The sequence below is a fragment of the Duganella sp. 1411 genome (genome assembly GCF_017833525.1).
Taxonomy (GTDB): Bacteria; Pseudomonadota; Gammaproteobacteria; order Burkholderiales; family Burkholderiaceae_D; genus Rugamonas.
In genome coordinates, this window is the sequence record NZ_JAFICD010000001.1 from 2,646,649 (window position 1) to 2,670,229 (window position 23,581).

The window sequence follows — 23,581 nt, forward strand, 5'->3', positions numbered from 1 at the left end:
TTTGCGTCCCTTCCATCCGCCCGTCCCGGGTCACTTTCATTTCAAATAATTCTTGCATTCCGTCCCGCCTTCCACAATAATGAATGCAAATACGAATCATTCTTATTTAAAGGAGAAACGACGATGACCACCACCACCCTGCCGCTGTCCCAGCCTTCCCGCCCCGTTCCCGCCATGGTATCGGCCGTCTCGGCGGCAACCCCGGTCAAGCGCATCAGCAGCGCCGGCCTGATGGACGGTGGCCGCGAGGTCGAAATCGAACACGCGGGCCGCGTCTACCGCCTGCGCGTCACCCAGCTCAACAAGCTGATCCTGACCGCCTGATCCGCGTTTGACCGCTTGCCCGGGCGCCGCCGCGCCCACTCCCCCGAGTCGCCAGCCATGCCGCCAGCCACACTCCCAATTTGCCCCAGGAGCGTTTGATGGCCATAGACCGTAGCAATCCGATTTTTCTCGCCCCGCCGCAGGGACAGGGCGGACACAATCCCGAACTGATGCTGTCCGCCGTGCTGCATCTGATGTCGCACTACACCGCCGGCGCCGACGCCGCCGGCGGCTGCGTCAAGCTGGCCTCGGTGATCGAGCGCCACCTGAAGGCGCTGGCCGGCCTGCCGGAGCTGGCGCCGGTGCTCAGCGCCACCTGCCAGCAGTTGTCCGAGCAGTGGGCCACGGTGGTCGAACGCAGCCTGCACGAGCAGGAAAAGACCAATTTCCTCAGCCGCATCATGGCGCGCGCCCGCAGCGCGCCGGCCACCGCCTGAGGAGACCCCACCGATGTGCGAAAAACACGATCCGCTGGCGGCCATCATCGCCGCCGCCATGCCGCAGGTGGCCGGCGCCGCCCCGATCGGCCCACGGCAGACCGAGCCGGCGCCGCGGCAAGTCATCAAACCGGTCATCAACAACGTCGCCGCCATCCTCGCCGGGCAGCCGGAGGCGCACACCTCGCGCCGCCGGCGCCTGTGGGAGCTGGGCCACGCCTGCCATTGCCCGCTGGTGGGCGTCGGCTTTCCGCTCGGCGTGCTGCGCAAGCTGGTCGATAAAGTCACCAACGGCAAGGTGGTGGCCGACGACTACGAGGTGCATGTCGGCGCCGTGACCGAGTGCGCCAGCCGCAACCGCCTGTCCGAGGCGCTGCAAAAGGAGCTGGAACGGCGCTACGCGGCCGTGCTGCTGCGCTTCCGGGCCGCCAGGACGACCGAACAGGTCGGCGAGCTGTGGCGGGCCGCCGTGGCCGCCGGCGACGTCGCGGGGGCCTTCTGGGCCGGCCTGACGCACCCCCGCTGCAGCAGCGAGCTCGAGGAACAGATGTGCCGCGACCTGCACATGGTGCAACACCAGGCCGGCGCCTGCGTGCGCGCCGACATCGGCAAGTTCAACGCCACCCTGGCCGAGAACGCGCGCCTGGCGCACGACCTGGCCAAGGCCCAGCAGCGCGCCGCCGCCCTGCTGGCCGACAAGAGCGCCGACGCCGAGCGCCACGCCACGCAATTGATGCAGCTGCGCGCCCAGCTGGTGGGCAAGGACAGCATGATCGACTCGCTGCGCACCGAGCTGGAACAGTTGCGCGGCTCGATCCCGGGGCTGGAGACGCGCGCCAAACTGGCCGAGCGGCTGGCCCAGATGGACGAGCGCGAACGCGCGCTGCGCCAGCAGATCGCCGAGCTCAAGACCGAGGCGCTGCGCGCGGCCGAGCCGCCGGCGCCGATCCAGGAGGAAACCCGCCAGGTGGTCGAGCACGTGATGAAGATGACGCCGCGCCTCAGCGACCGGGCCGTGCTGTGCGTGGGCGGGCGTTCCGGCAACGTCGCCACCTACCGCGAACTGATCGAGCGCGAAGGCGCGCAGTTCGCCCACCACGACGGCGGCCTGGAGGACAACGCCAACCGCCTCGACGCCAGCCTGGCGGCGGCCGACCTGGTGATCTGCCAGACCGGCTGCATCAGCCACAGCGCCTACTGGCGCGTGAAGGATTATTGCAAGCGCACGGGCACGCGCTGCGTGTTCATCGACAACCCCAGCATCTCGAGCCTGGCGCGCGGGCTGGAGCAGGCCGGCGCCGAACCCTAACGAACGGACGGGCGGCCAAATCCACCCCAACCCCAACCGCAGGTTCAACGAGACGCCGGCGCCGCCATCATGGGGTCGTACCCCGTTGGGTACGACCCCGCTTGGCGGTGCGGGTAAAAAAAAACCCCCACCCGCGCTGAACACGGTCTTAACCGGTTCAGGCTGGTGGGGGTTTTTTCATGCCGGGAACTAGCTTAGAACTGCATGTTGCCCGTCATGTAGAAGGTACGGCCGAAGGTGTCGGCGTAACGCGGATCGTAGCCGACCTGGTGGCCCGACGAGGCGCGCAGCGACAGCGGCGGCTCGCGGTCCAGCAGGTTCTTGAAGCCCACGCGCACCGACGTCATCTTGGTGAAGGCGTACTTGCCCTGCCAATCCAGGGTCAGGTACGACGGCACGTGCAGACGGATGGTCTCGTTCTTGCCGCTGTCGATGTTACGCACCGAGGTTTCCGCGTCCTGGTAACCGTTACGGTAGTTCAGCGTCAGCGTGTTGCTCAGGGCGCCCGTGTCCAGCGTGCCGGCCAGGCGCACGATGTGGCGGAAGGCGACCTTGTTGTCCACGCCGAAGATGTTCAGGTTGCTGGTCCAATCGGCGTCGGTGCCCGGACGGGTGTAGTCGGCCTTCATCAGGTAGGTGCCGTTCAGGTTGGCGGTGAACTTGCCGAACGAGAAGTTATGGCGACCGATCATGTCGTAGTCGATACCCTGGGTGTGGGTGCGGCCGATGTTGAGCGACAAATCCTTGGTCGCCCAGTAGGTGTTGCCCGTGGCCGGTTCGGTGTAGGTCGTGATCAGCTCGCGGAACTTGACCGGATCGGCGAAGATCTGCTGTTCGCTGACCGACGACACGGCGTCGGTCATGCGCACGTCCCACAGGTCGGCACCGAACGAGAACGACGGCACCGGTTCGATACGGAAGCCGATCGAGTACTGCTTGGACTTCTCCGGACGCAGGTTTTCATTGCCGCCGGAAATCACGTTGTACTGCGACTTGCCTGGACGGCAGAACTCGTTGCTGGCGATCGGGCAAGCGTAGCTGCCGGCCGTGAAGCCGGCGTTGACCAGCGGCTGGGCGACGTCGAGCATGCTCGGCGCCTTGAAGCCGGTGCCGTAGGAGCCGCGCAGCAGCACCGTCTTGACCGGCTGCCAGCGCGCCGACACCTTGTAGGTGCTGGCCGATTGCTTGTGGCCCATCTCGGTGCCGGTCAGCTTGTTGTCGATGGCGTCGATGCTGTCGTAGCGGCCGGCCAGGCTCAGTTCGAGCGACTTGACCACCGGCAGCAGCAGCTCGGAGAACACGCCATAGCTCGAGCGCGTCATGTCGTAGGCCGGCGGCGCGTTCAGGTTGTAGACCAGGTTGTTGACGGCCGCGTCCGACGGCGTCTGCTCGTAGGCGTACTCGCGGTAGTCGCCGCCCAGGCCCAGCACGGCGGCGCCGCCCGGCAAGGTGAACAGCTCGCGCGAACCGTGCGCGTCCACGCCCTTGAGCGTGGTCGACGCTTCGCGGATGGAACCGTGGAAGATCGAATTGTCGATCAGCTTTTTGGTGGCGTCGCTCTGGTTGCCGATCGGCGCGAACGGATCGAACGAACGGTTGGCCAGCATGTCGCGGAATTCCTTGGCCAGCACATAGCCGCCCACGTAGCGCTCGTCGAGCTTGTTCTGCGACCAGGTCAGGCCGGTGCCGAAGCTCCAGGCGCCGATCTCGCCCTCGGCGCCGACCACGATGTGGCGCGCGTCGGTGATGGTCTGGCTGTCGCGGGTGCCCCAGTCGTAGGTGCGGTAGTTGCCCGACACCTGCTTGACGTTGGCCGCCTGCGCCGGCGTCAGGTACGGCAGCACGTTGGCGTTGTAGGAGGCCGAGCCCGGCAGGATCGTGAACGGCGCGGTGTTCGGCGCGATGCGGGCCGTCAGGTCCAGGCGCGACAGCGCCACTTCGGTGAACAGCGTGATGTCGTTGGTGGCCTTGAACTGGGCCTTGGTGAAGAAGCTGTCGCGCTTGTTCTGTGGAATGATCTCAACCGAGGTCACGAAGTCGAACGCGCAGTTCTGCGTGGTCGGCGTGTTGTTCAGGCTGATGTAGTTCAGCGTCGGGCAGCTGCCGTTCTTTTTCAGGTACGGGCTGAAGCCGATCGCCGGCAGGCCGCCGTTGAAGGTCAGCGCGACGTTGGCCGGCACGGTCGCGGTGCTGGTGCGGTCGTACACATAGTTCTTGCCGTTGTAGCCGAACGGCACATAGGCGGTGTCGGCGAACGAACGGTCGGTCGCTTTGATCGGCTTTTGCTCGTCATGGCGATAGCTGGCCAGGATGTTGAAGCGGTCCGTTTCCAGGTCGCCGAAACCGTAGGTGATGCTGGCGTTCTGGGCGCGGCCGGCGCTGCTGGCGGTCGGCTGCGAGTAGGTGCCCTCGACCGACAGGCCCTGGGCGTTTTTCTTCAGGATGAAGTTGATCACGCCGGCGATCGCGTCCGAGCCGTACAGCGCCGAGGCGCCGTCGGTCAGGATCTCGACGCGCTCGACCGCGCTCATCGGGATCGAATTGAGGTTGATGGTGCTGCCCGAACCGGTCGGCGCGATGCGGCGGCCGTCCAGCAGGACCAGCGTGTAGCTCTCGCCGATGTTGTGGATCGACGCGGTGGCGATGCCGCCCGAGTTCGAGCCGGCGGCGGTGGCGGAGATGCTGAAGCCCTGCATCGCCGGCAGCGCCTGGATCAGGTCGGCGACGGTGGTGGCGCCGGTCTTGGCGATCTGTTCCTGGCTCAGGCGCTGCACCGGCAGCGCGCCTTCGACGGCGATACGCTTGATGCTCGAACCGGTGATCTCTACCTTTTGGATAGCTTCTTCTTGCGCAAAGGCGTGGCCGGTCATCAGTACCGTGCCGGTCAGTACGCTCAGGGCTATGCGCACCGAGCGCACGCCGATTTTTTCTTGAAATACCATTCAAACTCCCGATTTATGGACGTGAAAATCGCGAGCAATGTGAGGGGTGTACTTGTGGTACGGGGACTGTGAGACCATTGCGACAATGCTAACGCTCGCCGGGCCGGGCCACGGCATGCAGTCGCGTCGGATGCAAGGAAATTCAGGGAGCCGAAGTTATCAACATTGCTCTTCGATAATCAATTATCGTGGCAATCGGCAAGCTTGAAGAGAGTTAGTTACGACATTTCGCGGCGCCCGGCCCGCAAATTCGCCACAAACAGCACAAGTTCGCTTGATACAATACTTTACAAAATTTTATATCGCCCATCCACCCCTCCGACAGGAATAAAACGTCGGTTTTTTACAACGACAAACTTATAAAAATGCACAGATTTAGTGCGTTGTATTAACACGTCAATAATTAATCGAAAAAATGACGAGGTACGTCAATAAACGTCGCCACCGGGTCACATCCGCTCACCGCTTGTTGGTCACCGCCACCGCGCCGCCGGTGCCGCCAGGAATGGTGTGCGGGCTCGGCAGTCGCATTGTGCGCGCTCAAAGGGCCTCCCGATCGTGCGCCTACCATGGTTTGAGCGGGCTCAGAAGCCGCCCGCGATGAGATACCGATCTCACACTTTCCAAGGAGATGAAAATGGCTACCGTATTCAAACCCGGCGACGAGCAATTGCAACAACTGGTCGCCGCGCGACGCGACGAGGTCGTGCGTCTGCAGCAATCCGAAGCGCTGCAACTTCAGGACATCGCAACCAAGGGCGAGGCCCGCGTCAAGGAAATACATGACGGCTTGCCCGCGGAACTGGTCGCGTTCATGGACCAGCAGAGCAAGGCGCAGGATGACGCCAGCACCGAGGCCAGGCGCGAGGTGGAGGAGATCAAGAACCAGCTGATCGCCGCGCCCGTCGCCGCCGAAGGCGAAACCGCCGTCCACCCGGGTCTGGCCGGCAACCAGTTGCTCGCGGCCAGCGCGCTGGGCTGGTTCTCCCCGTACTATGGCGTCCTGCACTGGTCGGACGGCACGGTGGTCTGGGAAGGCTACAATCCCGGCGACATCGACTTGTGGGACTGGGCCGAGGGCGCCGGCACGGGCAACGGCGGAACCGGTGCCGCGTCCAGAACGCTGATCATGGATTGGTGGTTCACCTACATACCGAGCAGCAGCGGCTATTACAACCATTACGTCTCGGTGCCGTACCACGGCTTTTACATCGTCCGGGCCTTCGACGATTGGTTTACATCCAAGGAAGCGCAGGCTCGGATCGACTTGTCGGCCGTCGGCTACCAATATGGCTACAAGGCCACGAGCAGCGTCAACCTGTTCAACATGCGCGGCACGTATATCAACACCTCCGGTCGCTTCGATGGCTCGCGCACCATGATCTATACGGACATGCTGGCCGCCGACCGGGCGTATTTGAGGGTATCGTCGTCCTTCAACGTCTACGCCCGCGGTAGCGGCTCGTACGCGCAGTTGAACTTCAACGACGGCGCCGCCAACTACATCGGCGTACCGTGGGTCTATGTCTACTAAGGGCGAACAAACGGGGCTCGTGACGGGTCCCGTTTTTATCCAACCGGCGATCGACCATCGCTGGTCGCCAAATTGATTTAATACACATCACGTTGGCAACGCTTTTTCACGCGCCCTTGGATGGCGCAATGCTCAACCTGCCCCCTGGGCCTCGAATGTCAGCATTGAGCCGAACTACCTGCTGCCCCCCGTGCCGTGCGAGCTGGTCCCTAGCGTCCGAACCTCGCCCGGCGTACAACGCAACGATTTAGCTCGTCTATAGCACAGTCAAGCTCGAAAATACATACGAGTTGGTCGTCCGTGCAATGGAAAAGCCCGTGTGCGCCTTCGTCGGAATCTGAACTTGAGCCACTGTCCGCGAAAGACTCAGGGTCCTGAAAGTATAGAAGCGTATCTCCATGCTTCAGCGCATCGCGTCCTATGAAGATCAGTGTTCGCAAATCTGGGATAAGCAGTTTCTCGTCAAAGTAATTCAACATGAAATAGGCTTTCCCCACCTCAAGATCTAGCGCCACAACCGGAACTGGAAAAGTATTCGTAGTATTCATATTTACCCTATCGAGTTACCGCGCCGCCCACGACCAGCGCCGGGACTGTTATTTCCGGCGCTAATATCAATCCGCCGATCACCAGTAAGCATGCACCCGTAGTGCAAGTGGCAGAATTTCTTTGACAAAAATTTTTCTCGGGCCGTTGGCAGCTGCAGCTCACTGGACCATCGACCCAACCTCGACCGGAAAGCCCACCTGAACTGGACTGAATCTTAAATGTTTGTGGAACTACACAACTCTCAACTGGATCTGGAGAGCATTGCTGTGTACAAGCGTTTAGCTCTGGAGCAGTGCAAGCTCTGAAGCGACGCGCAGGGTACTCCTTCGGCGGCTCGAGTCCAAGTGGATCAGTAGAGGTCAAGGGGTTATTCGCAACATACGCGTAGGTGTTGATACCACCCGCAAGCCCGATCGGATCGCTTTGCACATAACGCCCCGTCTGCGGATCATAATCCCGATGATAATTGTAGTAAAGGCTGGTTTCCTTATCATAATATTGGCCAGGAAACCGTAGATTGTAAGAAAATCTACCCTGTCCCCGCGAGATGTCGTTGGGCGGCGATGTGCCAAACGGATCAGCCAAGTCCCAGCGCCAAACGATATCATTGTCTGTGGAGTTGGTTATGACGCGCGGCGTGTTTATTTGGTCATTGTAGATGTACTATACGCCGGAATTCATTGGTTCGCTTATATTCCCGCTTTTCAATATAGCTATCGGCAAGTTTCCAAGATATACCGTTTCCTCGATCATCGTTCCATCCGAGCCATATTCACCGATTAATTGACCAAACTCGTCATAAATGAAGTGCGTTGTTTCGCTGGGGGCCTTGTCGGAGGAGCCAATTTTAACTATTTTTGATGCACGTTGATCCAATCCATTGTGCCGATAAGTGCCGCTGACCGTGCCGGATTGCGCCGACTGCAACCGGCCCCGAGCGTTGTAAATATAGTTGATCGTGCCATCGGTGACGAGATTGCCCGCCGCGTCATAGACGTTGGTTTTGCTCGGCAGCGGGCCGGTGGTGTTTTGCAGTTGATTGCTCGACGGATTGATCGTATTGAGGATGGCTTGCCCGCCATACGCCAACTGCGTGCGGTTGCCACTGGCATCGTATTGATAGCGCGCGGTGGTGCCGTTCCCGATGAAGGTGGTCAAACGATCCAGATCGTCATAGGCGTAGCTTTGGTTAAGGCTCGCCGTCAAATCACCGGGAAGTCCGCTGCCGACGTGTTCGGTTTTCGTAATACGCCCGCCAGCATCGTATGTGATGGTACGAATCGCGCCGCCCTTGAGTACATTGCCAAGTGGGAAGCGCGTGAGGCGTCCGCTCAAATTAAACTCGCGGAAGTAGCGGTTCGGCATCGCGGCGCTATGATTGCCCCATTGCCATGACCGCACCGGGCCAAAGGGTTGGTATTCGATTTCGCTCAATAACGCCACAGGCGTGGTCGCGCCGGCCTTGAGCACTGACATGGCGGAGGCACGGCCATCCGCGCCATATTCGATGGCAACGTGGTTGCCGCTGGGGTAGGCGATGTCGACAACTTTGCCGTTGGCGGGGCCGCTCGCGCCGTAGACGTAGCCGACGATGAAAGACTTCTGGCTGCCCCCGCTGACGATCGCCGTTTTGCTGATCAGACGACCGGCGTTGTCGTACATGTAGCTCGTGTGCCCAGACTCATCGATCATTTTACTCAGGCGGCCGACCGCCCCGGCCGACCCCGCGTCGTATTCGAATGTACTTGGCACGCCGCTGGCGTAGGCGACGCGGGTAATACGGCCCAACGCGTCGTGGTCGAAGGTTGTCAGCTGTCCGCGCGCGTCCCTGGCGGACGTGAGGTTGCCCGCCGCGTCGAATGTTCTTGCGGTGACGCCCGTATCCGGGCTGGCCAAGCCCGTTTGATTGCCCAAACCGTCGACCGTGTACTGCGTCGACAAATTTCGTGGATCTCTTACGCCTGTGAGCTGATTGCTCGCATCGTGGCTGTATGCGATCACCGGCGGCGACGCCCCCGCGACAGGCGCGGGAAGCTGCCGCTGCACTAGACGATTCGATGTGTCGTAGCGCTGGGTGGTAACGCGGCCCAGCGGATCGATAATACGGGTGACGTTGCCGTTGGCGTCGTATTCATATCGGATGGTGGATGCTTGTGGTGTTTGCGCGGCCGCGTTCGCGCAATTCGTTGTCAGTGCCCAAACCGCCGTTGCCAGAAGGAGGAACAATCTCTTGAAATGACGCGCTATCGTTTTGAAGATGAATTTAGGTGTGCTGAACATATGCTTCCTTCGAATCCATGGATCGACCAGCCATGCAAAGCGGCTGGAGGTTCGCATCCGGGCGAGAAGGACAACCATCCCAACAATCAGATGCCAGGATAAGGCTAGATTTCTTTTCAGCGAGTATGTTGATTAAAGATTAATAAAAGTTAATTTACCACACACCGTTTGTTTATTATCAATCAATACAATATGCATTTATTTCTCAATAAATAATAATTGCTAGAGGCAATATTGCAGGCCATAAGTCAATAAACATCACGTTGGTAACGCTTTTCGGTTACCAATTCATCTAATTGCTCACGCCCTAAAATCGCCTCGAGCGCCTGATGGACGCCGGCCGCCATGCCCTGCAAGCTGCCGCAAACATAGATCGCGGCGCCGTCGGCCACCCAGGCGCGCAGCCGGTCGGCGCGGGCGGGCAGCAGGTCCTGCACATAGCGCGCGGCGCCGCCGTCGCGCGACCACGCCAGGTCCAGTTCGAGCAGGCCGTCGCGCGCCCACGCCTCCAGCTCGTCGCGGTAGTGGAAGTCGTGCGCGGCGTTGCGCTCGCCAAACAGCAGCCAGTTGCGGCCCTGCCCGGCCAGCGCCCGCGCCCGCAAATGCCCGCGCAGGCCGGCGATGCCGCTGCCGTTGCCGATCAAAATCAATGGCCGCGCCGCGTTGTCCTCGAGCCGGAAACGGCGGTGCTGGCGCAGCCGCAGCCGCACCGTCTGGCCCGGTTCGGCCTGCCGCGTCAGCCAGCCCGACGCCACGCCGTGGCAGCCGTCGGCGTGGCTGTGCAGGCGCACCAGCAGATGCACCTTGCCGTCGGCCGGAACCGAGGCGATCGAATATTCGCGCGGGCGCGCCGGCTCGGCCGGCGCGGCGATCTGCACCAGATCGCCCGACTCCCACGCCGGCGCCGCGCCGTCCGGCGGCGTCAGCTCCAGATGGTAGACCGGCGCGCCGGCGCTGCCCGGGTTGAGCGGCACGCGCGCGCTCAAGCGCCAATCCTCGAACGCCGGCGCGTCCCAGTCCGGCGCGTCGCTGGTGCCGGCCAGGTGGCTCAACTGCTGGCGCCAGCGCGCGATGGCGGCGTCGGCGCTGCGGTCGACCTCGACGCGCGGGAACAGGCTCTGCGCGCCCTGCCGCTGCAGCCAGCCGTCCAGCGCGCGGCCGAAGGCGCAGAACTGCGCGTAGGCGCTGTCGCCCAGCGCCAGCACGGCGTAGTGCAGGTGCGCCAGCGGCAGCGCGCCGGTCATCAGGCGCGCGGCGAAGGCGGCGGCGGCGTCCGGCGCGTCGCCCTCGCCGTAGGTGCTAACCAGGAACAGCACGCGCTCGGCGCGGCGCAGGTCGTCGGCGCCGAGCTCGGACAGCTCGCTCAGCTGGGCGGCGATGCCGGCCAGCCGCAAGGTCGCCAGGGTTTGCGCCGCCAGCGCCTCGGCGTTGCCGGTCTGGCTGGCGTAGGCGACGATCCATCCGGGCGCGGCCGCCGCCTCGGCGCGGGCGCGCAGCGTCGCCTGGCGTTTGCGGCGGTGGCGCAGCCACGGCATCAGGCACACCAGGCCGTAGCTCGCGCCCAGGGCGGCCACCAGCATCAACCGGGTCGGGTCGTCGGTCCAGATCATTCGTCGAGCATGCCGCGCAGATGGCTGGTCATGTGTTCGGTGTAGCCGCCGTCGGCGCCGCGCGCGACGAAGCGCGCCGCCAGCCCCTGGCGCTCGGCCAGCGCCAGGCCCTGCTCGGCGCCCAGCACCGTCAGCGCGGTGGACCAGGCGTCGGCGGCCATGCACTGGCCGTGCACCACGGTGACCGACGCCAGGTTGTTGGCGATCGGCATGCCGCTGCGCGGATCGATGGTGTGCGAATAACGCCGGCCGTCCAGTTCGAAGTAGCGGCGGTAGTCGCCCGAGGTGGCCACCGCCAGGCCGTGCAGCGCCAGCACCAGCGGCGCCGGCACTGATTCATGCGCGTCGGTCCCGGGCACCTCCTCCAGCGCCACCCACCACGGCTGGCCGTCCGGCTTGACGCCGGCGCCGCGCAACTCGCCGCCGACCTCGACCAGGTAATGGCCGACGCCCTGGGTCTTCAAATAATACGCCAGCCGGTCGACGCCGTAGCCCTTGGCCACGGCCGACAGGTCGAGCTGCGCGCCGCCCGGCTGCAAGGCCTTGCGCCCCTCGCGCTCGATCCGCACGCCGGCGGCGGCCAGCTGGGTGCGCGCGACGGCGATCTCGTCGCGCGACGGCGGCGTGAACGCGGGCTGGTCGAAGCGCCCGTACGGTCCGAAGCCCCACAGGTTGACCAGCGCGCCGGCGCACGGGTCGTAGGCGCCGCCGGAATCGCGCGCCACCTCCATCGCGAACGACAGCACGTCGAAAAACGCTGGCGGCAAGGCCTGCCAACTGCCGGCCTCGGCGCGGTTGAAGCGGCCCAGGTCGGAATCGGCTTCCCAGTGGCTCATCTCGGCCACGATGGCGTCGAGCTGCTGTTGCAGGCCGTACTGCAAATGGTCGAGCGCCTCGGCCGGCGCGGCCACCAGCCGCACCGACCAGCTGGTGCCCATGCTGCGGCCGGCGAAATCGCGGATGGCGCCGCCCGCCGGCGCCGGGTCGTCGGAAATATGATGAGGCAGGAGGACCCGGCGCATGCGTGCGGTTTATTCCGGCAGGATTTCAACCGTCGCCGCATAGGTGGCGCGGCGCGGCGCCATCTGCGGCGGCTGGCCCGGCACCTGCGGCGCGGCGGCCGGCCAGCTGGAGCTGACCATGTACATGCCGGCCGCCGGCAAGGTGAACGTCAGCTCGCCCTTGGCGTCGGTGTTCTGGCGGATCTCGCCCAGGGTGCCGCGATAGCGCACGCCGCCCGGGATCAGGCTCACGCCCTGGTTGGCGGCCGGTTTGCCGTCAAGCAGGAAACGCCAGGTCGCCTTCTCGCCGGCGCGCAGGTCGTTCGGATGGGTGACGGGCACCATCTCCAGGCCGACGCCGGTGGGCTTGAACACCGCCAGGTCCGGCTCGCCGGTCGAGACGAAGGTCTCCAGCCGGCTGTCGATGCGCGACAGCTTGACGTCGGTGGCGTCGGCCGGCACGTCCTTGGCCAGGCTTTCCTCGGTGCCGCGGAAGCGCTTCATGTCGCCGGCCTTGTCCTTGTAGCTGCCGAACACGCTCTTGGACACCAGCTCGATCTTGTAGGTGCCCGGCTTGGGCAGCTTGAGGTCGAAGCTGTTGCGCATCTTGCCGTTGGCGACGTTCTGCTTGTCCAGCTTGGCGCCGTCGGGACCGGTGATGACGACCGTGTCGATCTTCAGCGGCTGATGGTCGACGTCGAACAAGCCTTCCGAGATGGCGGCGTCGATGGTGACCCAGGCTTCCTTGCCTTCGACAATGGTCGACGACGGCAGCAGCCACGGCTTGTGCGCGTGCGCGCTCAGCGCCAGGCCGGCCAGCGCCAGCGCGACCAGCGATTTGTTTAGTGTAGACATGTCCCCTGCTTTCTTATGGTTTCAGTTGTACAACCACGGCGCCCAGTTCTTCCTTGCCCTGGCCGGTCAGGTTTTGCGCCGACTTCGGCGGCCACTGCAGCGGCACCTTGACCACCTCGCGGCCGCCGGCCTCGCGCGCGGCCTCCACCAGCAACGTGTAGTTGCCGGCAGGCAGCTTGTCAAGCGCGGCCTTCGCGCCCGGGAAGGTCAGCGCCACCTCGCCCGGCGCCTTGGTGGCGCCGCTGACGCCGTCCATCGGCATGGCGACGTCACGCCCGCTCTTGCGCCACCACTGGCGCATGTCCTTGAGCCACTTGGTGCCGGCGTTGTCCTTCTTCTTGGTGTCGTACAGCACGGCCAGGTTGGTCACCACCTTCTGGTCGGCGTTCTCCAGCCACGCGGCGATGTAGGGGCGGTGGTATTCGGCGACGTTCAATTGCGGCACGTCGAGTTTGAGGGCCAGGTCGGCGCCCATGGCCGAGGCGCTGGCCAGCGGCAGGCTCAACGCGATGGAATAACGTAATTTCATGGAGTACCCGAGGTTGTGCGGATTAATGGATGAACAGCAAAGCGATAACAAACGGAATCAAAATACCCAGGCCCACCATCGGCCAGGTGAACGGCCGGTTGGCGGCGTGGAACTTCAGTATCAATAAACCGGTGATGCAAAACACCAGGCAGGCGCCGGCGAAGATGTCGATGAACCAGTTCCAGGCGGCGCCCGTGTTGCGGCCCTTGTGGACGTCGTTGAGCCACGAGATCCAGCCGCGGTCGGTGTTTTCGAACTCGGCCGCGCCGTCCTCGAGCGCGATGCGCACCCAGGCGTCGCCGCCGGCCTTGGGCATCGGCAGATAGACCTCGTCGGCCGCCCACTCGGCGGCGCGGCCGCCGGCCTGCACCTTCCAGGTGTCGCGCAGCCATTGCTCGGCGGCGGCCGGCAGCGGCTCCTTGGCGCCGTCGTGGGCGCCGGCGTAGGCGCGCAACTGCGCCGTCAGCGCGGCCGGCAAGGTGGCTTGGCGGCGTTCCACCGACGGCTTGGCCTCGATCTGCGACGCATGGTTCAGGGTGATGCCGGTGATGCTGAACAAAAACATGCCAAGCAGGCACAAAGCCGAGCTGATCCAGTGCCACTGGTGCAGGTTCTTCAGCCACACCGCACGGCTGGCATTGCTGGCTTGTTGCGCGCCCATTCACGTCCTTGGTTAAAAATAATTGCCTTTGAGCCAGGCACGATGGCAAATGATAATAATTATCATTTGCGTTGTCAACCTGTCCAATGTAACGCCTGTGTAAAGTAGCTTGTGTAAGGTAGCGTGTGACCGCGTACAGAGTGCGCGTGGGCCGTGGGTTAAGCTCGACGCAACCTCAAACCCGCACCCCGAACCAGGGGTCGGACCCCGTGGGGTCCGACCCCGCCGACGGAGCGGGGTGCGGGTTTTCCGGGTCACCTTTTATCATGGAGGCGCATCATGCCGCTGTATTCGCAAGATCAAATCAACACCATCGCCGCCAAGATCAAGGATGTGCGGTTTGGCATGTTCACCACCTTCGACTCCGGCCACGCGCTCACCAGCCGGCCGCTGACCACCCAGCAGCTCGACAACGAGGGCAACCTGTGGTTCTTTGCCTCGGACGAGGCGGCCTTCATGTTCGACCTGCCCAAGCACCCGGACGTCAACATCAGCTACTCGGCCCCGGAGCGCAACCTGTACCTGTCGATTTCCGGCCGCGCCTACGTGCTCAAGGACCGCGCCAAGGCGCGCGAGCTGTGGAGCGCGGCCGCGCGCAGCTGGTTTCCCGAGGGCGTGGACGATCCGCACCTGACCCTGATCCGGGTGCGCATCGAGTCGGCCGAATACTGGGACGCCAGCTCGACCAAGATGAAACAGCTGGTGCAGATCGCCCGCTCGGCCATCACCGGCCGCGCCAACATGGCCATGACCCGCCACACCACCATCTGCCTCTAGCCCCTCCGCTGGGCCTTGGCGGGGCGCCGGAACCAAGCCGGCGCCGCGTGGTCTGAACCGGACGGGCGCGCGTGTGCGCCCCATGGGGAGGAACAATCATGGGCAAAACCATCGGTATCGATTTGGGCACCACCAACTCCTGCGTCGCCGTCATGGAGGGCGGCCAGGCCAAAGTGATTGAAAACGCCGAGGGCGCGCGCACCACGCCCTCGGTGGTGGCCTATCTGGACAACGAAATCCTGGTCGGCGCCACCGCCAAGCGGCAGGCCGTCACCAATCCGAAAAACACCCTGTACGCGGTCAAGCGGCTGATCGGACGCAAGTTCGACGAGGCCGAGGTGCAGAAGGACATCCACCTGATGCCCTACACCATCATCCGCGCCGACAACGGCGACGCCTGGATCGAGGCGCGCGGCAACAAGCTGGCGCCGCAGCAGGTCTCGGCCGAGGTGCTGCGCAAGATGAAGCAGACCGCCGAGGCCTACCTCGGCGAAAAGGTCGCCGACGCCGTCATCACCGTGCCGGCCTACTTCAACGACTCGCAACGGCAAGCCACCAAGGACGCCGGCCGCATCGCCGGGCTGGACGTCAAGCGCATCATCAACGAGCCCACCGCCGCCGCGCTGGCGTTCGGCCTCGACAAGACCACCCAGGGCGACCGCAAGATCGCCGTCTACGACCTGGGCGGAGGCACCTTCGACATCTCCATCATCGAGATCGCCGCCGTCGAGGGCGAAAAACAGTTCGAGGTGCTGTCGACCAACGGCGACACCTTCCTCGGCGGCGAGGACTTCGACCAGCGCATCGTCGACCACATCATCGGCGAGTTCCGCCAGATCAGCGGCGTCGACCTGGGACGCGACCCGATCGCCCTGCAGCGCATCAAGAGCGCCGCCGAGCGCGCCAAGATCGAGCTGTCGTCGACGCAGCAGACCGACATCAACGAACCATATATCGCCATGGCCAACGGCACGCCGGCGCACCTGGGCCTCAAGCTCACCCGCGCCAAACTCGAATCGCTGGTCGAGGACCTGATCGCCCGCACCGTCGCGCCGTGCCGCACCGCGCTCAAGGACGCCGGCCTGGAGGTCGGCCAGATCGACGACGTGATCCTGGTCGGCGGCATGACGCGCATGCCGCGCGTGCAGCAGGCCGTGCGCGAGCTGTTCGGCAAGGACGCGCGCAAGGACGTCAACCCGGACGAGGCGGTGGCGGTGGGCGCGGCGATCCAGGCGTCGGTGCTGTCGGGCGAGCGCAGCGACGTGCTGCTGATGGACGTCACCCCGCTGTCGCTGGGCATCGAGACGCTGGGCGGCGTGATGACCAAGATGATCCCGAAAAACACCACCATCCCCACCCGCCTCAGCCAGGTCTACACGACCGCCGACGACAACCAGCCGGCGGTGACGGTCAAGGTCTACCAGGGCGAGCGCGACATCGTCAGCGGCAACAAGCTGCTGGGCGAATTCAACCTGGTCGGCATACCGCCGGCGCCGCGCGGCACGCCGCAGATCGAGGTCAGCTTCGACATCGACGCCAACGGCATCCTGCACGTGGGCGCCAGGGACAAGGCCACCGGCAAGGAAAACCAGATCACCATCAAGGCCAACTCCGGCCTGACCGAGGCCGAGATCCGCAAGATGGTGCAGGACGCCGCCGCCCACGCCGACGAGGACCGCCGCGCGCGGCAGCTGGTCGAGGCCCGCAACGCCGCCGACGGCCTGCTGCACACCACGCGCAAGAGCCTGCGGGAACACGGCGACCAGCTGGCCGCGCCGGACCGCGAGCGCATCGACGCCGCCATCGCCGCGCTCGACGACGCGATGAAGGGCAACGACCAGGCCGATATCGAAGCGAAAGCGGCGGCGCTGTCGGCGGCGGCGCAAAAGCTCGGTGAGCAGGTCTACGCCCACGCCAACGGCGCCGGCGGCGCGGAAAGCGCGGCCGCGCCGGGTGCCGAGACGGGCACCGGCCAGCCGCCGGAGGACGTGGTCGACGCCGACTTCAAGGAAGTGCGCAAATAGTCGATCAACCCGTGTGCGGTGAGCGATATGCCAGCGCTACCTCTTAGGGGTCGTACCCCGTGGGGTACGACCCCGCGTGGCCATGCGGGTTAAAAAAAAAGATCCGCGGGCGCGGGCCCACGGATCCTAAAACGGCGCGGCCTCAGAGGATAAAACCGCGCCGCACATCAAGCGCCGCATCAAGATTTGGAGCCGGAGCTGCCGGAGGACCCGGAGCGGTTGCCGCCGCCGCCGCGGCCGGCCTTGGCGCCGCCCTCGTCCTCGCCGCGGGCACTGCCCTTGTTGCCGCCGCCGGAGCCGGAGCGCGAGCCGCCGGAAGCGCTCTGGCTGTTGGGATCGTTCTTGTGGCTCATCGCGCCGGCGCGCCGCGCCTCTTCGGAAGTGAATTCGTGGGCCGTGCCTTTTTCATGGGCCGCGCGGCCGCCTTCGGCCGCGATCTGGCGCTGCTGTTGCGGATCCATCGAAGCGAAGCCGCGTTTTTTAGGCTCGCTCTGTTCGTTGCCGGATTTTCCGCCCTGCTTGCTGCCGCTCTTGTCGTTCGTCGCCATGGTCGTCTCCTTGGATCAATCTGCATCATTGCTGGCATGCCGCGTGTGGCCGATGACGCTGCGCTCATCCGCCCCACGTGGTTCATCATCCTGCTTGCGTCACAGGTGGAGCCATCGTAGTGCACAGCACAGCCGCGTAATATAGGACATGCGCAGCAGCGCATGTAGGACCATTCCCTGTACCGATGGTCGGACCATTCACCCCGGCGTGGCATGCGTTTTGACAGGCACCTCGACCACGGTGTCACCGCTGCTGACGAACAGCCGCTCGCCCGGCTCCGGCAGCACCGGATGGCCGCCGGTGAAGGCGCCGAACGCCGGCAGCACCACCCGGCCCTCGCCGACCAGGAAGCACGGCAGCAGCAGCGAATCCCAGCCGGCGCGCAGCCGGTACACCGGATGCACGTGGCCGGCCATCAGGTAACCAGGCACCAGCAGGTCGGGATGGTGGCAGAACGCGAACGGCGCCTGCCGCAGCGGCTCGTCGACCATGTCGATGCCGAGCCGGGCCGGCGGATCGCCGGCATGCGCGTCGTGGTTACCGCGCACCACCGTCAGCTTCAACGACGGCCGCGCCAGGCGCCAGCCGTGGATCGCCGTCATCGTCACCTCGGCGTGCGCCGCCTTCGCGTGCAAAAAGTCGCCCAGGAACAGGATCTCGCGCACCGCGTGGCGCGCCAGCAGCGCGTCGAGCGCGTGCAGGTTGGCCGCCGTGGTCCCGCCCGGCACGGGCACGCCCAGCGCGCGGAACGAGGCCGCCTTGCCAAAGTGGATATCGGCGATGATCAGCATTTTTTCGCGCGGCCAGTACAGCGCCTTCTCCGGCAGCAGCAGCACCCGCTCGCCCGCCAGCTCGATCGCCAGCGTACCCTGCGTGCCGGCTTCTTCAACGTGTTGCGCCTTGTCGATTGCAATCCTCATGGTCCGGCCGCCTTTTCAAGTTCGCGCACCAGCCTGGCGACGCGATCCGACAGTTTTTCGGTACTGAGCTTTTCGCGGAAGCGCTCGACCATCAGCGCGAAGCCGAACGGCGTCGCCCGCTTGGTTCCATGATAACTGACTTGGCGCGACTGCAACGCCTCAAGTGTGGCGCGCAGCCGGTTCAATTCCAGTTCCTGTTCCAGCACCTCGCGCTGCGCCTGGGTGAGTAGCAAGTTGCCAGCGTCGTGGCGGCTGAAGACGGTGAAAAACAGCGACGACGACGCCTGCAGCTGGCGCGCGCTTTTGGGCTGGCCCGGGTAACCCTGGAACACCAGCCCGGCGATGCGGGCGATCTCGCGGAAGCGCCGCTGCGACAGCTCGGTCGCGTTCAGGCTGGCCAGCACGTCCTCCAGCAGATGCTCGGTGCTGAACAGGCCGACGGCCGCGCCGCTGCCGCCCGAGGCCGTGCCGATCAGCGCCGCCCAGTCGATCTCCTGCGGCGCCAGCAGCTCGAAGCCGTAGTCGTTGACGGCGATCGAGAATGTCGCCGGCGTCATGCGCCCGACCCGCCACGCCAGCAGCGACGCCAGCCCGATGTGCACCGAGCGCCCGGCGAACGGGAACATGAACAGGTGCCGGCCCTCGCGGCTGTGCATGCTCTCGACGACGGTGGTGTCGGGCGTCGGCAGCGCCGACCAGCGCCGCTGGATCTCCAGCAGCGGCTTGATCGCCTGCATCTCCGGGCCGTCGTAGCGGTCCAGGGTGGCCATCCGCAGCTGCTCGAGCGCCGCGTGCGCCAGCTCCGACGACATCGGCATCTTGCCGCCCTGCCAGCGCGGCACCGCGCCCTTGGCGCCGGTGGCGCGCCGCACATAGGCGGTCATCTCGTGCAGGCGGACGAATTCCAGCACGCGCCCGCCGAACAGGAAATGGTCGCCCTTGCGCAGGCGCGAGATGAACGATTCCTCGACGCTGCCGATGCGCCCGCCGGTGAGGAATTTGACCTGCAGCGAACTGTCGGAAACGATGGTGCCGATGCCCATGCGGTGGCGCCGTCCCAGCGCGGCGTCGGGCACGCGGTAGACGCCCTCCTCGTCGGGCAGCACGCGCCGGTATTCGGGATAGACGGCCAAGGTCTGGCCGCCGCGCGCGACGAAGTCCAGCGCCCACTGCCACTCCCCGGCGCTCAGGTCGCGGTAGGACCAGGCGCCGCGCACCTCCTCATACAGCGCCTCGGAGCGGAAGCCGCCGCCCAGCGCGATCGTCACCAGGTGCTGCACCAGCACGTCGAGCGGCTTGTCGGGCACCGGCCGCGCCTCGATGTCGCGCGCCGCCACCGCCTGGCGCGCGCCGGCCGCCTCCAGCAGCTCCATGCTTTGCGTCGGCACCAGGGTCAGGCGCGAGACGCGTCCCGGCGCGTGGCCGCTGCGCCCGGCCCGCTGCAGCAGGCGGGCGATGCCCTTGGCGCTGCCGATCTGCAGCACGCGCTCGACCGGCAAAAAGTCGACGCCCAGGTCCAGGCTCGAGGTGCACACCACCGCCTTCAGCCGTCCCTGTTTCAATCCCTGCTCGACCCAGTCGCGCACCTCCTTGTCGAGCGAGCCGTGGTGCAGCGCGATCAACCCTGCCCAGTCGGGACGGGCCTCGAGCATGTGCTGGTACCACAGCTCCGCCTGCGAACGGGTGTTGGTGAACACCAGGGTGGTGGCGTGCTGTTCGATCTCCGCGATGACCGGTCCGAGCATCTGGATGCCCAGGTGGCCGCCCCACGGAAAGCGCGACGGATGGTCGGGGATCAAGGTGTCGACCCGGATCTCCTTGGCCACGTGGCCCTCGACGGTGACGCCGCCGGGCATCAGCGCCTGTTTGGCCTGCGCCAGGTTGCCCAGCGTGGCCGACAGCCCCCACACCAGCAGCGCCGGATTCCACATGCGCAGGCGCGCCAGCGCCAGCTGCGTCTGCACGCCGCGCTTGTTGCCCATCAGCTCGTGCCACTCGTCGATGATGATCATGTCCAGCTGGGCGAACTGGACGGCCGCCTCGGCCTTGCTCAGCAGCAGGGTCAGGCTTTCCGGCGTGGTGATCAAGGTGTCGGGCAGCTTTTTGTTTTGCCGCGCGCGCTGGGCCGAGCTGGTGTCGCCGGTGCGCGCCTCGACCTGCCAAGCGGTCTTGCCATCGGGCGCCAGCGCCTGGGCCGACTCCTGCAAGGCGCGCAAGGTGTCGGCCGCCAGCGCCCGCATCGGCGTGATCCACAGCACCTTGAGTCCGGCCTTGGGCCGCGCGGGCGCCAGCGCGGCCGCGCGCTGCAGCGCCGCGAACCACACCGCGTAGGTCTTGCCGGCGCCGGTGCTCGCGTGCAGCAGCCCGGAGTGGCCGGCCGCCGCCGCCGCCCACACCTCGCGCTGGAACGGAAACACGCTCCAGCCGCGCGCGGCGAACCAGGCCTCGGTTTGCGCGACGGCCTTGGTGGCCTTCGGCGCCGCGCCCGGCCGCCCGCTCATGATGTCGCCAGCAGGCTTTTCAGCGAGTCCAGCGTGTCGGCCTCATCGATTGATTTGTCTTCGCGCTGGCGCAGGATGCGGGGGAAGCGCACCGCGATGCCCGACTTGTGGCGCGGCGAGCTGGCGATGCCCTCGAAGCCGATCTCGAACACCATGCTGGGCGTGACGCTGCGCACCGGGCCGAATTTCTCCACCGTGGTCTTGCGGATGGCCTGGTCGACCTTGGCGATCTCGGCGTCGGTCAGGCCGGAATAGGCCTTGGCGAACGGCACCAGCTTGCGCTCGCGGCCGTCGTCCTCCCATACGGCAAAGGTATAGTCGGTGTACAGCGAGGCCCGCCGGCCGTGGCCGCTCTGCGCGTAGATCAGCACCGCGTCGACGCTGAACGGATCGATCTTCCATTTCCACCAGGTGCCGACGTTCTTGGTGCGGCCGACGCCGTAACGGGCGTCGATGGCCTTGAGCATCATGCCCTCGACGCCGCGCTCGCGCGACTCGGTGCGGATCTGCGCCAGATGTTCCCAGCTGTCGGCGGTGATCAGCGGCGACAGGCGCAGCTGCGGCGCCGCATGCTGCGCGCGCAGCGTGCCCACCAATTGTTCCAGCATGCGCCGGCGCTCCGCCTGCGGCAACTCGCGCAGGTCGCGCCCGTCCATCTCCAGCAGGTCGTAGGCCACCAGCACGGCCGGCAACTCGCCCAGCAGGCGGGCCGACACCTGCTTGCGGCCCATGCGTTTTTGCAAGTCGGCAAACGGCGCCGGCGCGTTGCCGCCATGCCAGATCAGGATCTCGCCGTCGAGCACCACGCCGTCGGGCAGGCGCAGCGCGGCCAGTTCCGGGAAGCGCTCGGTGATCAAATCCTCGCCGCGCGACCACAGCCAGTTCTTGCCCTCGCGGCTGACCAGCTGCGCGCGCATGCCGTCGTACTTCCATTCGACCTGCCAGTCCGACAGCGGCCCCAGCGAGGCCGGCTCGCGGTCCAGCAGCGCGTGCGCCAGGAAGAACGGATACGGCTGGCCACCGCGCTGCGCGTGCTCCTCCGGCGTGTGGGCGGCGATCAGCTGCAGGAAGCCGGCCGCCGTCGGGCTGACGCTGCCGTCGGTCCAGCCCATCAGGCGCTGCGCCACCAGCTTGCTGTCGAGGCCGGCGATGGCGCTGAGCGCGCGCGTCACCAGCAGCCGCGAGACGCCGACCCGGAAGCCGCCACCGATCAGCTTGGTCAACAGGAAGCGCTCGCGCGTGTCGAGCTGGTCCCAGTACAGCAGCAGCGCCGACCGCACCGCCTCGGGCGCGGCGCCGCGCAACGGCGCGATGCCCAGCTCGATCCAATCGGCCAGGCCGATGTCGCTCGGCTGGCTCGGCGGCGGCAGGATGTGGGCGATGGTCTCGGCCAGGTCGCCGACCGCGTGGTAGCACTCGTCGAACAGCCAGTCGTCCAGGCCCGAGTATTCGATGGCGAACTGGCGCAGCAGCTTGGTCGGCACCGCCTGGCGCGGCTTGCCGCCGGCCAGGAAATACACGGCCCAGGCGGCGTCCTGCGGCGCCGCGCTGCTGAAGTACGCCTGCAGCGCCGCCAGCTTGCGGCTGGTGGAGGTGGTTTCGTCGAGTTCCGCGTAGAGACGGGCGAAATCACGCATCGGCGGCTCCTTCCGTTTCGGTGGCGCGGGCGGCGGCGGCGCTGGCCTCGGTATCGGCGGCGGGACCGGCCGCCGCCACTTCGTCGGCCTCGTCGTCGCCGTATTCGGTGTCGAAGCCGCTCGCCTGCAGGCCCTGCTGCTGCAACCAGCGCACCAGCACCGGGATCGAACCGTGGGTGACGATCACCCGCTCGGCACCGGTGGCGGCTATGGCCTGCATCAGCCCCGGCCAGTCCGCGTGGTCCGACAGCACGAAGCCGCGGTCGACGCCGCGCCGGCGGCGCGCGCCGCGCAGCTGCATCCAGCCGCTGGCGAAGGCGTCGCTGAAGTCGCCGAAGCGCTTGATCCACGGCGACCCGGCGGCCGACGGCGGCGCGATGACCATGGCGCGGCCGATGTCCTGCTTGTCGACCTCGCCCACCATGACGGTCGGCGGCAGCGGCACGCCCTCGTCGCGGTAGACCTGGTTCAAGGTTTGCACGGCGCCATGGCAGATGATCGGGCCGATCTCCGGGTCCAGCCCGCTCAGGATGCGCTGCGCCTTGCCGAAGCTGTAGCACTGCATGACGCTGGCGCGCCCCTGCGCGGCGTTGGCGCGCCACCAGTCGTTGATGTCGTCATACACCTCCTGCTGCGGCTGCCATTGGTAGATCGGCAGGCCGAAGGTCGACTCGGTGATGAAGGTATCGCAGCGCACCGGCTCGAACGGCGTGCAGGTGCTGTCCGCCTCGACCTTGTAGTCGCCGGACGCCACCCACACCTGGCCCTGGTACTCCATGCGCACCTGCGCCGAGCCCAGCACGTGGCCGGCCGGATGCAGCGAGATCGCCACGCCGTTGTGCACCACCCGCTCGCCGTAGGCCAGGCCCTCGATATGGACCGGGCCCAGGCGCGACTTGACCACGTTCACGCCGGTCTCGGCGGTCAGGTAGTGCTGGTGGCCGCCACGCGCGTGATCGCCGTGCGCGTGCGTGATGACGGCGCGCTCCACCGGCCGCCATGGGTCGATGTAGAACTGGCCGGGCACGCAATACAGGCCTTCCTTGCGGACTACCACCAAGTCGGATGCGGCGGATACGGGTGTGGACACTGGCAAAGACATAGGCAGGCTTTCAGAAACGGCTTTCAAAATACGATAGCCG

The 23,581-nt window shown here is 65.7% G+C and carries 19 protein-coding genes; 6 read left to right on the forward strand and 13 right to left on the reverse strand.

All coding sequences use genetic code 11. The features are described 5' to 3' along the window. Positions 1 to 174 precede the first annotated feature (174 nt). From hemP to JOD97_RS11085, 3 genes are all read left to right on the forward strand, one after another. Positions 175 to 324 (forward strand): hemin uptake protein HemP, encoded by a 150-nt coding sequence (gene hemP, locus JOD97_RS11075; protein ID WP_373999833.1) that lies wholly within the window; start codon positions 175 to 177, stop codon positions 322 to 324. A 98-nt stretch (positions 325 to 422) separates the two neighbouring features. After that, on the forward strand, positions 423 to 761 hold the full coding sequence (locus JOD97_RS11080; protein ID WP_229264271.1) for a hypothetical protein: 339 nt from the start codon (positions 423 to 425) through the stop codon (positions 759 to 761). A gap of 13 nt (positions 762 to 774) precedes the next feature. Continuing rightward, positions 775 to 2,070: a DUF2325 domain-containing protein gene (locus JOD97_RS11085; RefSeq protein ID WP_209716548.1), complete on the forward strand. Its 1,296-nt coding sequence runs from the start codon at positions 775 to 777 to the stop codon at positions 2,068 to 2,070. Between the two features lie 194 nt (positions 2,071 to 2,264). On the opposite strand, the gene JOD97_RS11090 is transcribed toward JOD97_RS11085, so the two are convergent. Beyond that, positions 2,265 to 5,012 carry a TonB-dependent receptor gene (locus JOD97_RS11090; RefSeq protein ID WP_209716552.1) on the reverse strand — a complete coding sequence of 916 codons (2,748 nt, stop codon included), beginning with the start codon at positions 5,010 to 5,012 and terminating at the stop codon, positions 2,265 to 2,267. 637 nt (positions 5,013 to 5,649) lie between these two features. Here JOD97_RS11090 and JOD97_RS11095 point away from each other — a divergent pair. Further along, entirely contained in the window at positions 5,650 to 6,546 is an 897-nt protein-coding gene (locus tag JOD97_RS11095; RefSeq protein WP_209716555.1) for a hypothetical protein, read from the forward strand. Positions 6,547 to 7,101: 555 nt separating this feature from the next. On the opposite strand, the gene JOD97_RS33100 is transcribed toward JOD97_RS11095, so the two are convergent. From JOD97_RS33100 to JOD97_RS11130, 7 genes are all read right to left on the reverse strand, one after another. Beyond that, positions 7,102 to 7,680 carry an RHS repeat-associated core domain-containing protein gene (locus JOD97_RS33100; protein ID WP_304511213.1) on the reverse strand — a complete coding sequence of 193 codons (579 nt, stop codon included), beginning with the start codon at positions 7,678 to 7,680 and terminating at the stop codon, positions 7,102 to 7,104. Between the two features lie 78 nt (positions 7,681 to 7,758). After that, a complete protein-coding gene (locus JOD97_RS11105) occupies positions 7,759 to 9,453 on the reverse strand; it encodes an RHS repeat protein (protein ID WP_209716558.1) in 1,695 nt (564 codons plus the stop codon). Between the two features lie 170 nt (positions 9,454 to 9,623). Further along, entirely contained in the window at positions 9,624 to 10,985 is a 1,362-nt protein-coding gene (locus JOD97_RS11110; protein WP_209716561.1) for a sulfite reductase subunit alpha, read from the reverse strand. Beyond that, the gene (locus JOD97_RS11115) at positions 10,982 to 12,007 is read right to left on the reverse strand and encodes an FAD:protein FMN transferase (RefSeq protein ID WP_209716564.1); all 1,026 of its coding nucleotides are present in this window, start codon (positions 12,005 to 12,007) and stop codon (positions 10,982 to 10,984) included. Before JOD97_RS11115 ends, JOD97_RS11110 begins: the two co-directional genes overlap by 4 nt. Positions 12,008 to 12,016: 9 nt before the next feature. After that, positions 12,017 to 12,841: a DUF4198 domain-containing protein gene (locus JOD97_RS11120; RefSeq protein ID WP_209716567.1), complete on the reverse strand. Its 825-nt coding sequence runs from the start codon at positions 12,839 to 12,841 to the stop codon at positions 12,017 to 12,019. Positions 12,842 to 12,854: 13 nt separating this feature from the next. Then, positions 12,855 to 13,370, reverse strand: coding sequence for a DUF2271 domain-containing protein (locus JOD97_RS11125; RefSeq protein WP_209716570.1), 516 nt, complete (start codon positions 13,368 to 13,370; stop codon positions 12,855 to 12,857). 22 nt (positions 13,371 to 13,392) lie between these two features. After that, complete coding sequence (locus tag JOD97_RS11130) at positions 13,393 to 14,031, reverse strand: PepSY-associated TM helix domain-containing protein (RefSeq protein WP_209716573.1); 639 nt, start codon at positions 14,029 to 14,031, stop codon at positions 13,393 to 13,395. Positions 14,032 to 14,310: 279 nt separating this feature from the next. Here JOD97_RS11130 and JOD97_RS11135 point away from each other — a divergent pair, with 279 nt between their 5' ends. After that, complete coding sequence (locus JOD97_RS11135) at positions 14,311 to 14,808, forward strand: pyridoxamine 5'-phosphate oxidase family protein (RefSeq protein WP_209716576.1); 498 nt, start codon at positions 14,311 to 14,313, stop codon at positions 14,806 to 14,808. Between the two features lie 98 nt (positions 14,809 to 14,906). Beyond that, the gene (dnaK, locus tag JOD97_RS11140) at positions 14,907 to 16,832 is read left to right on the forward strand and encodes a molecular chaperone DnaK (protein ID WP_209716580.1); all 1,926 of its coding nucleotides are present in this window, start codon (positions 14,907 to 14,909) and stop codon (positions 16,830 to 16,832) included. 179 nt (positions 16,833 to 17,011) lie between these two features. Here dnaK and JOD97_RS11145 read toward each other — a convergent pair whose 3' ends face one another. The 5 genes from JOD97_RS11145 to JOD97_RS11165 form a co-directional block, all read right to left on the reverse strand. Continuing rightward, entirely contained in the window at positions 17,012 to 17,380 is a 369-nt protein-coding gene (locus JOD97_RS11145; protein ID WP_209716583.1) for a KGG domain-containing protein, read from the reverse strand. Between the two features lie 198 nt (positions 17,381 to 17,578). Further along, the gene (gene pdeM / locus JOD97_RS11150) at positions 17,579 to 18,301 is read right to left on the reverse strand and encodes a ligase-associated DNA damage response endonuclease PdeM (RefSeq protein ID WP_209716586.1); all 723 of its coding nucleotides are present in this window, start codon (positions 18,299 to 18,301) and stop codon (positions 17,579 to 17,581) included. Then, a complete protein-coding gene (locus JOD97_RS11155) occupies positions 18,298 to 20,802 on the reverse strand; it encodes a ligase-associated DNA damage response DEXH box helicase (protein ID WP_209716589.1) in 2,505 nt (834 codons plus the stop codon). Before JOD97_RS11155 ends, pdeM begins: the two co-directional genes overlap by 4 nt. Beyond that, a complete protein-coding gene (locus JOD97_RS11160; protein ID WP_209716592.1) occupies positions 20,799 to 22,439 on the reverse strand; it encodes an ATP-dependent DNA ligase in 1,641 nt (546 codons plus the stop codon). Before JOD97_RS11160 ends, JOD97_RS11155 begins: the two co-directional genes overlap by 4 nt. After that, positions 22,432 to 23,541 carry a ligase-associated DNA damage response exonuclease gene (locus tag JOD97_RS11165; RefSeq protein WP_209716595.1) on the reverse strand — a complete coding sequence of 370 codons (1,110 nt, stop codon included), beginning with the start codon at positions 23,539 to 23,541 and terminating at the stop codon, positions 22,432 to 22,434. Before JOD97_RS11165 ends, JOD97_RS11160 begins: the two co-directional genes overlap by 8 nt. Positions 23,542 to 23,581 lie beyond the last annotated feature (40 nt).

What these genes read in the sequence shown, in the direction of transcription:
- JOD97_RS11085 (WP_209716548.1), top strand. Translation starts at nt 775, where the DNA reads ATGTGCGAAAAACACGATCCGCTGGCGGCCATCATCGCCGCCGCCATG.
- hemP (WP_373999833.1), top strand. Translation starts at nt 175, where the DNA reads ATGGTATCGGCCGTCTCGGCGGCAACCCCGGTCAAGCGCATCAGCAGC.
- JOD97_RS11130 (WP_209716573.1), bottom strand. Translation starts at nt 14,031, where the DNA reads ATGGGCGCGCAACAAGCCAGCAATGCCAGCCGTGCGGTGTGGCTGAAG.
- JOD97_RS11095 (WP_209716555.1), top strand. Translation starts at nt 5,650, where the DNA reads ATGGCTACCGTATTCAAACCCGGCGACGAGCAATTGCAACAACTGGTC.
- JOD97_RS11120 (WP_209716567.1), bottom strand. Translation starts at nt 12,841, where the DNA reads ATGTCTACACTAAACAAATCGCTGGTCGCGCTGGCGCTGGCCGGCCTG.
- JOD97_RS11115 (WP_209716564.1), bottom strand. Translation starts at nt 12,007, where the DNA reads ATGCGCCGGGTCCTCCTGCCTCATCATATTTCCGACGACCCGGCGCCG.
- JOD97_RS11105 (WP_209716558.1), bottom strand. Translation starts at nt 9,453, where the DNA reads ATGGTTGTCCTTCTCGCCCGGATGCGAACCTCCAGCCGCTTTGCATGG.
- JOD97_RS11080 (WP_229264271.1), top strand. Translation starts at nt 423, where the DNA reads ATGGCCATAGACCGTAGCAATCCGATTTTTCTCGCCCCGCCGCAGGGA.
- JOD97_RS11155 (WP_209716589.1), bottom strand. Translation starts at nt 20,802, where the DNA reads ATGAGCGGGCGGCCGGGCGCGGCGCCGAAGGCCACCAAGGCCGTCGCG.
- JOD97_RS11125 (WP_209716570.1), bottom strand. Translation starts at nt 13,370, where the DNA reads ATGAAATTACGTTATTCCATCGCGTTGAGCCTGCCGCTGGCCAGCGCC.
- JOD97_RS11145 (WP_209716583.1), bottom strand. Translation starts at nt 17,380, where the DNA reads ATGGCGACGAACGACAAGAGCGGCAGCAAGCAGGGCGGAAAATCCGGC.
- JOD97_RS11135 (WP_209716576.1), top strand. Translation starts at nt 14,311, where the DNA reads ATGCCGCTGTATTCGCAAGATCAAATCAACACCATCGCCGCCAAGATC.
- pdeM (WP_209716586.1), bottom strand. Translation starts at nt 18,301, where the DNA reads ATGAGGATTGCAATCGACAAGGCGCAACACGTTGAAGAAGCCGGCACG.
- JOD97_RS11160 (WP_209716592.1), bottom strand. Translation starts at nt 22,439, where the DNA reads ATGCGTGATTTCGCCCGTCTCTACGCGGAACTCGACGAAACCACCTCC.
- dnaK (WP_209716580.1), top strand. Translation starts at nt 14,907, where the DNA reads ATGGGCAAAACCATCGGTATCGATTTGGGCACCACCAACTCCTGCGTC.
- JOD97_RS11110 (WP_209716561.1), bottom strand. Translation starts at nt 10,985, where the DNA reads ATGATCTGGACCGACGACCCGACCCGGTTGATGCTGGTGGCCGCCCTG.
- JOD97_RS11165 (WP_209716595.1), bottom strand. Translation starts at nt 23,541, where the DNA reads ATGTCTTTGCCAGTGTCCACACCCGTATCCGCCGCATCCGACTTGGTG.
- JOD97_RS11090 (WP_209716552.1), bottom strand. Translation starts at nt 5,012, where the DNA reads ATGGTATTTCAAGAAAAAATCGGCGTGCGCTCGGTGCGCATAGCCCTG.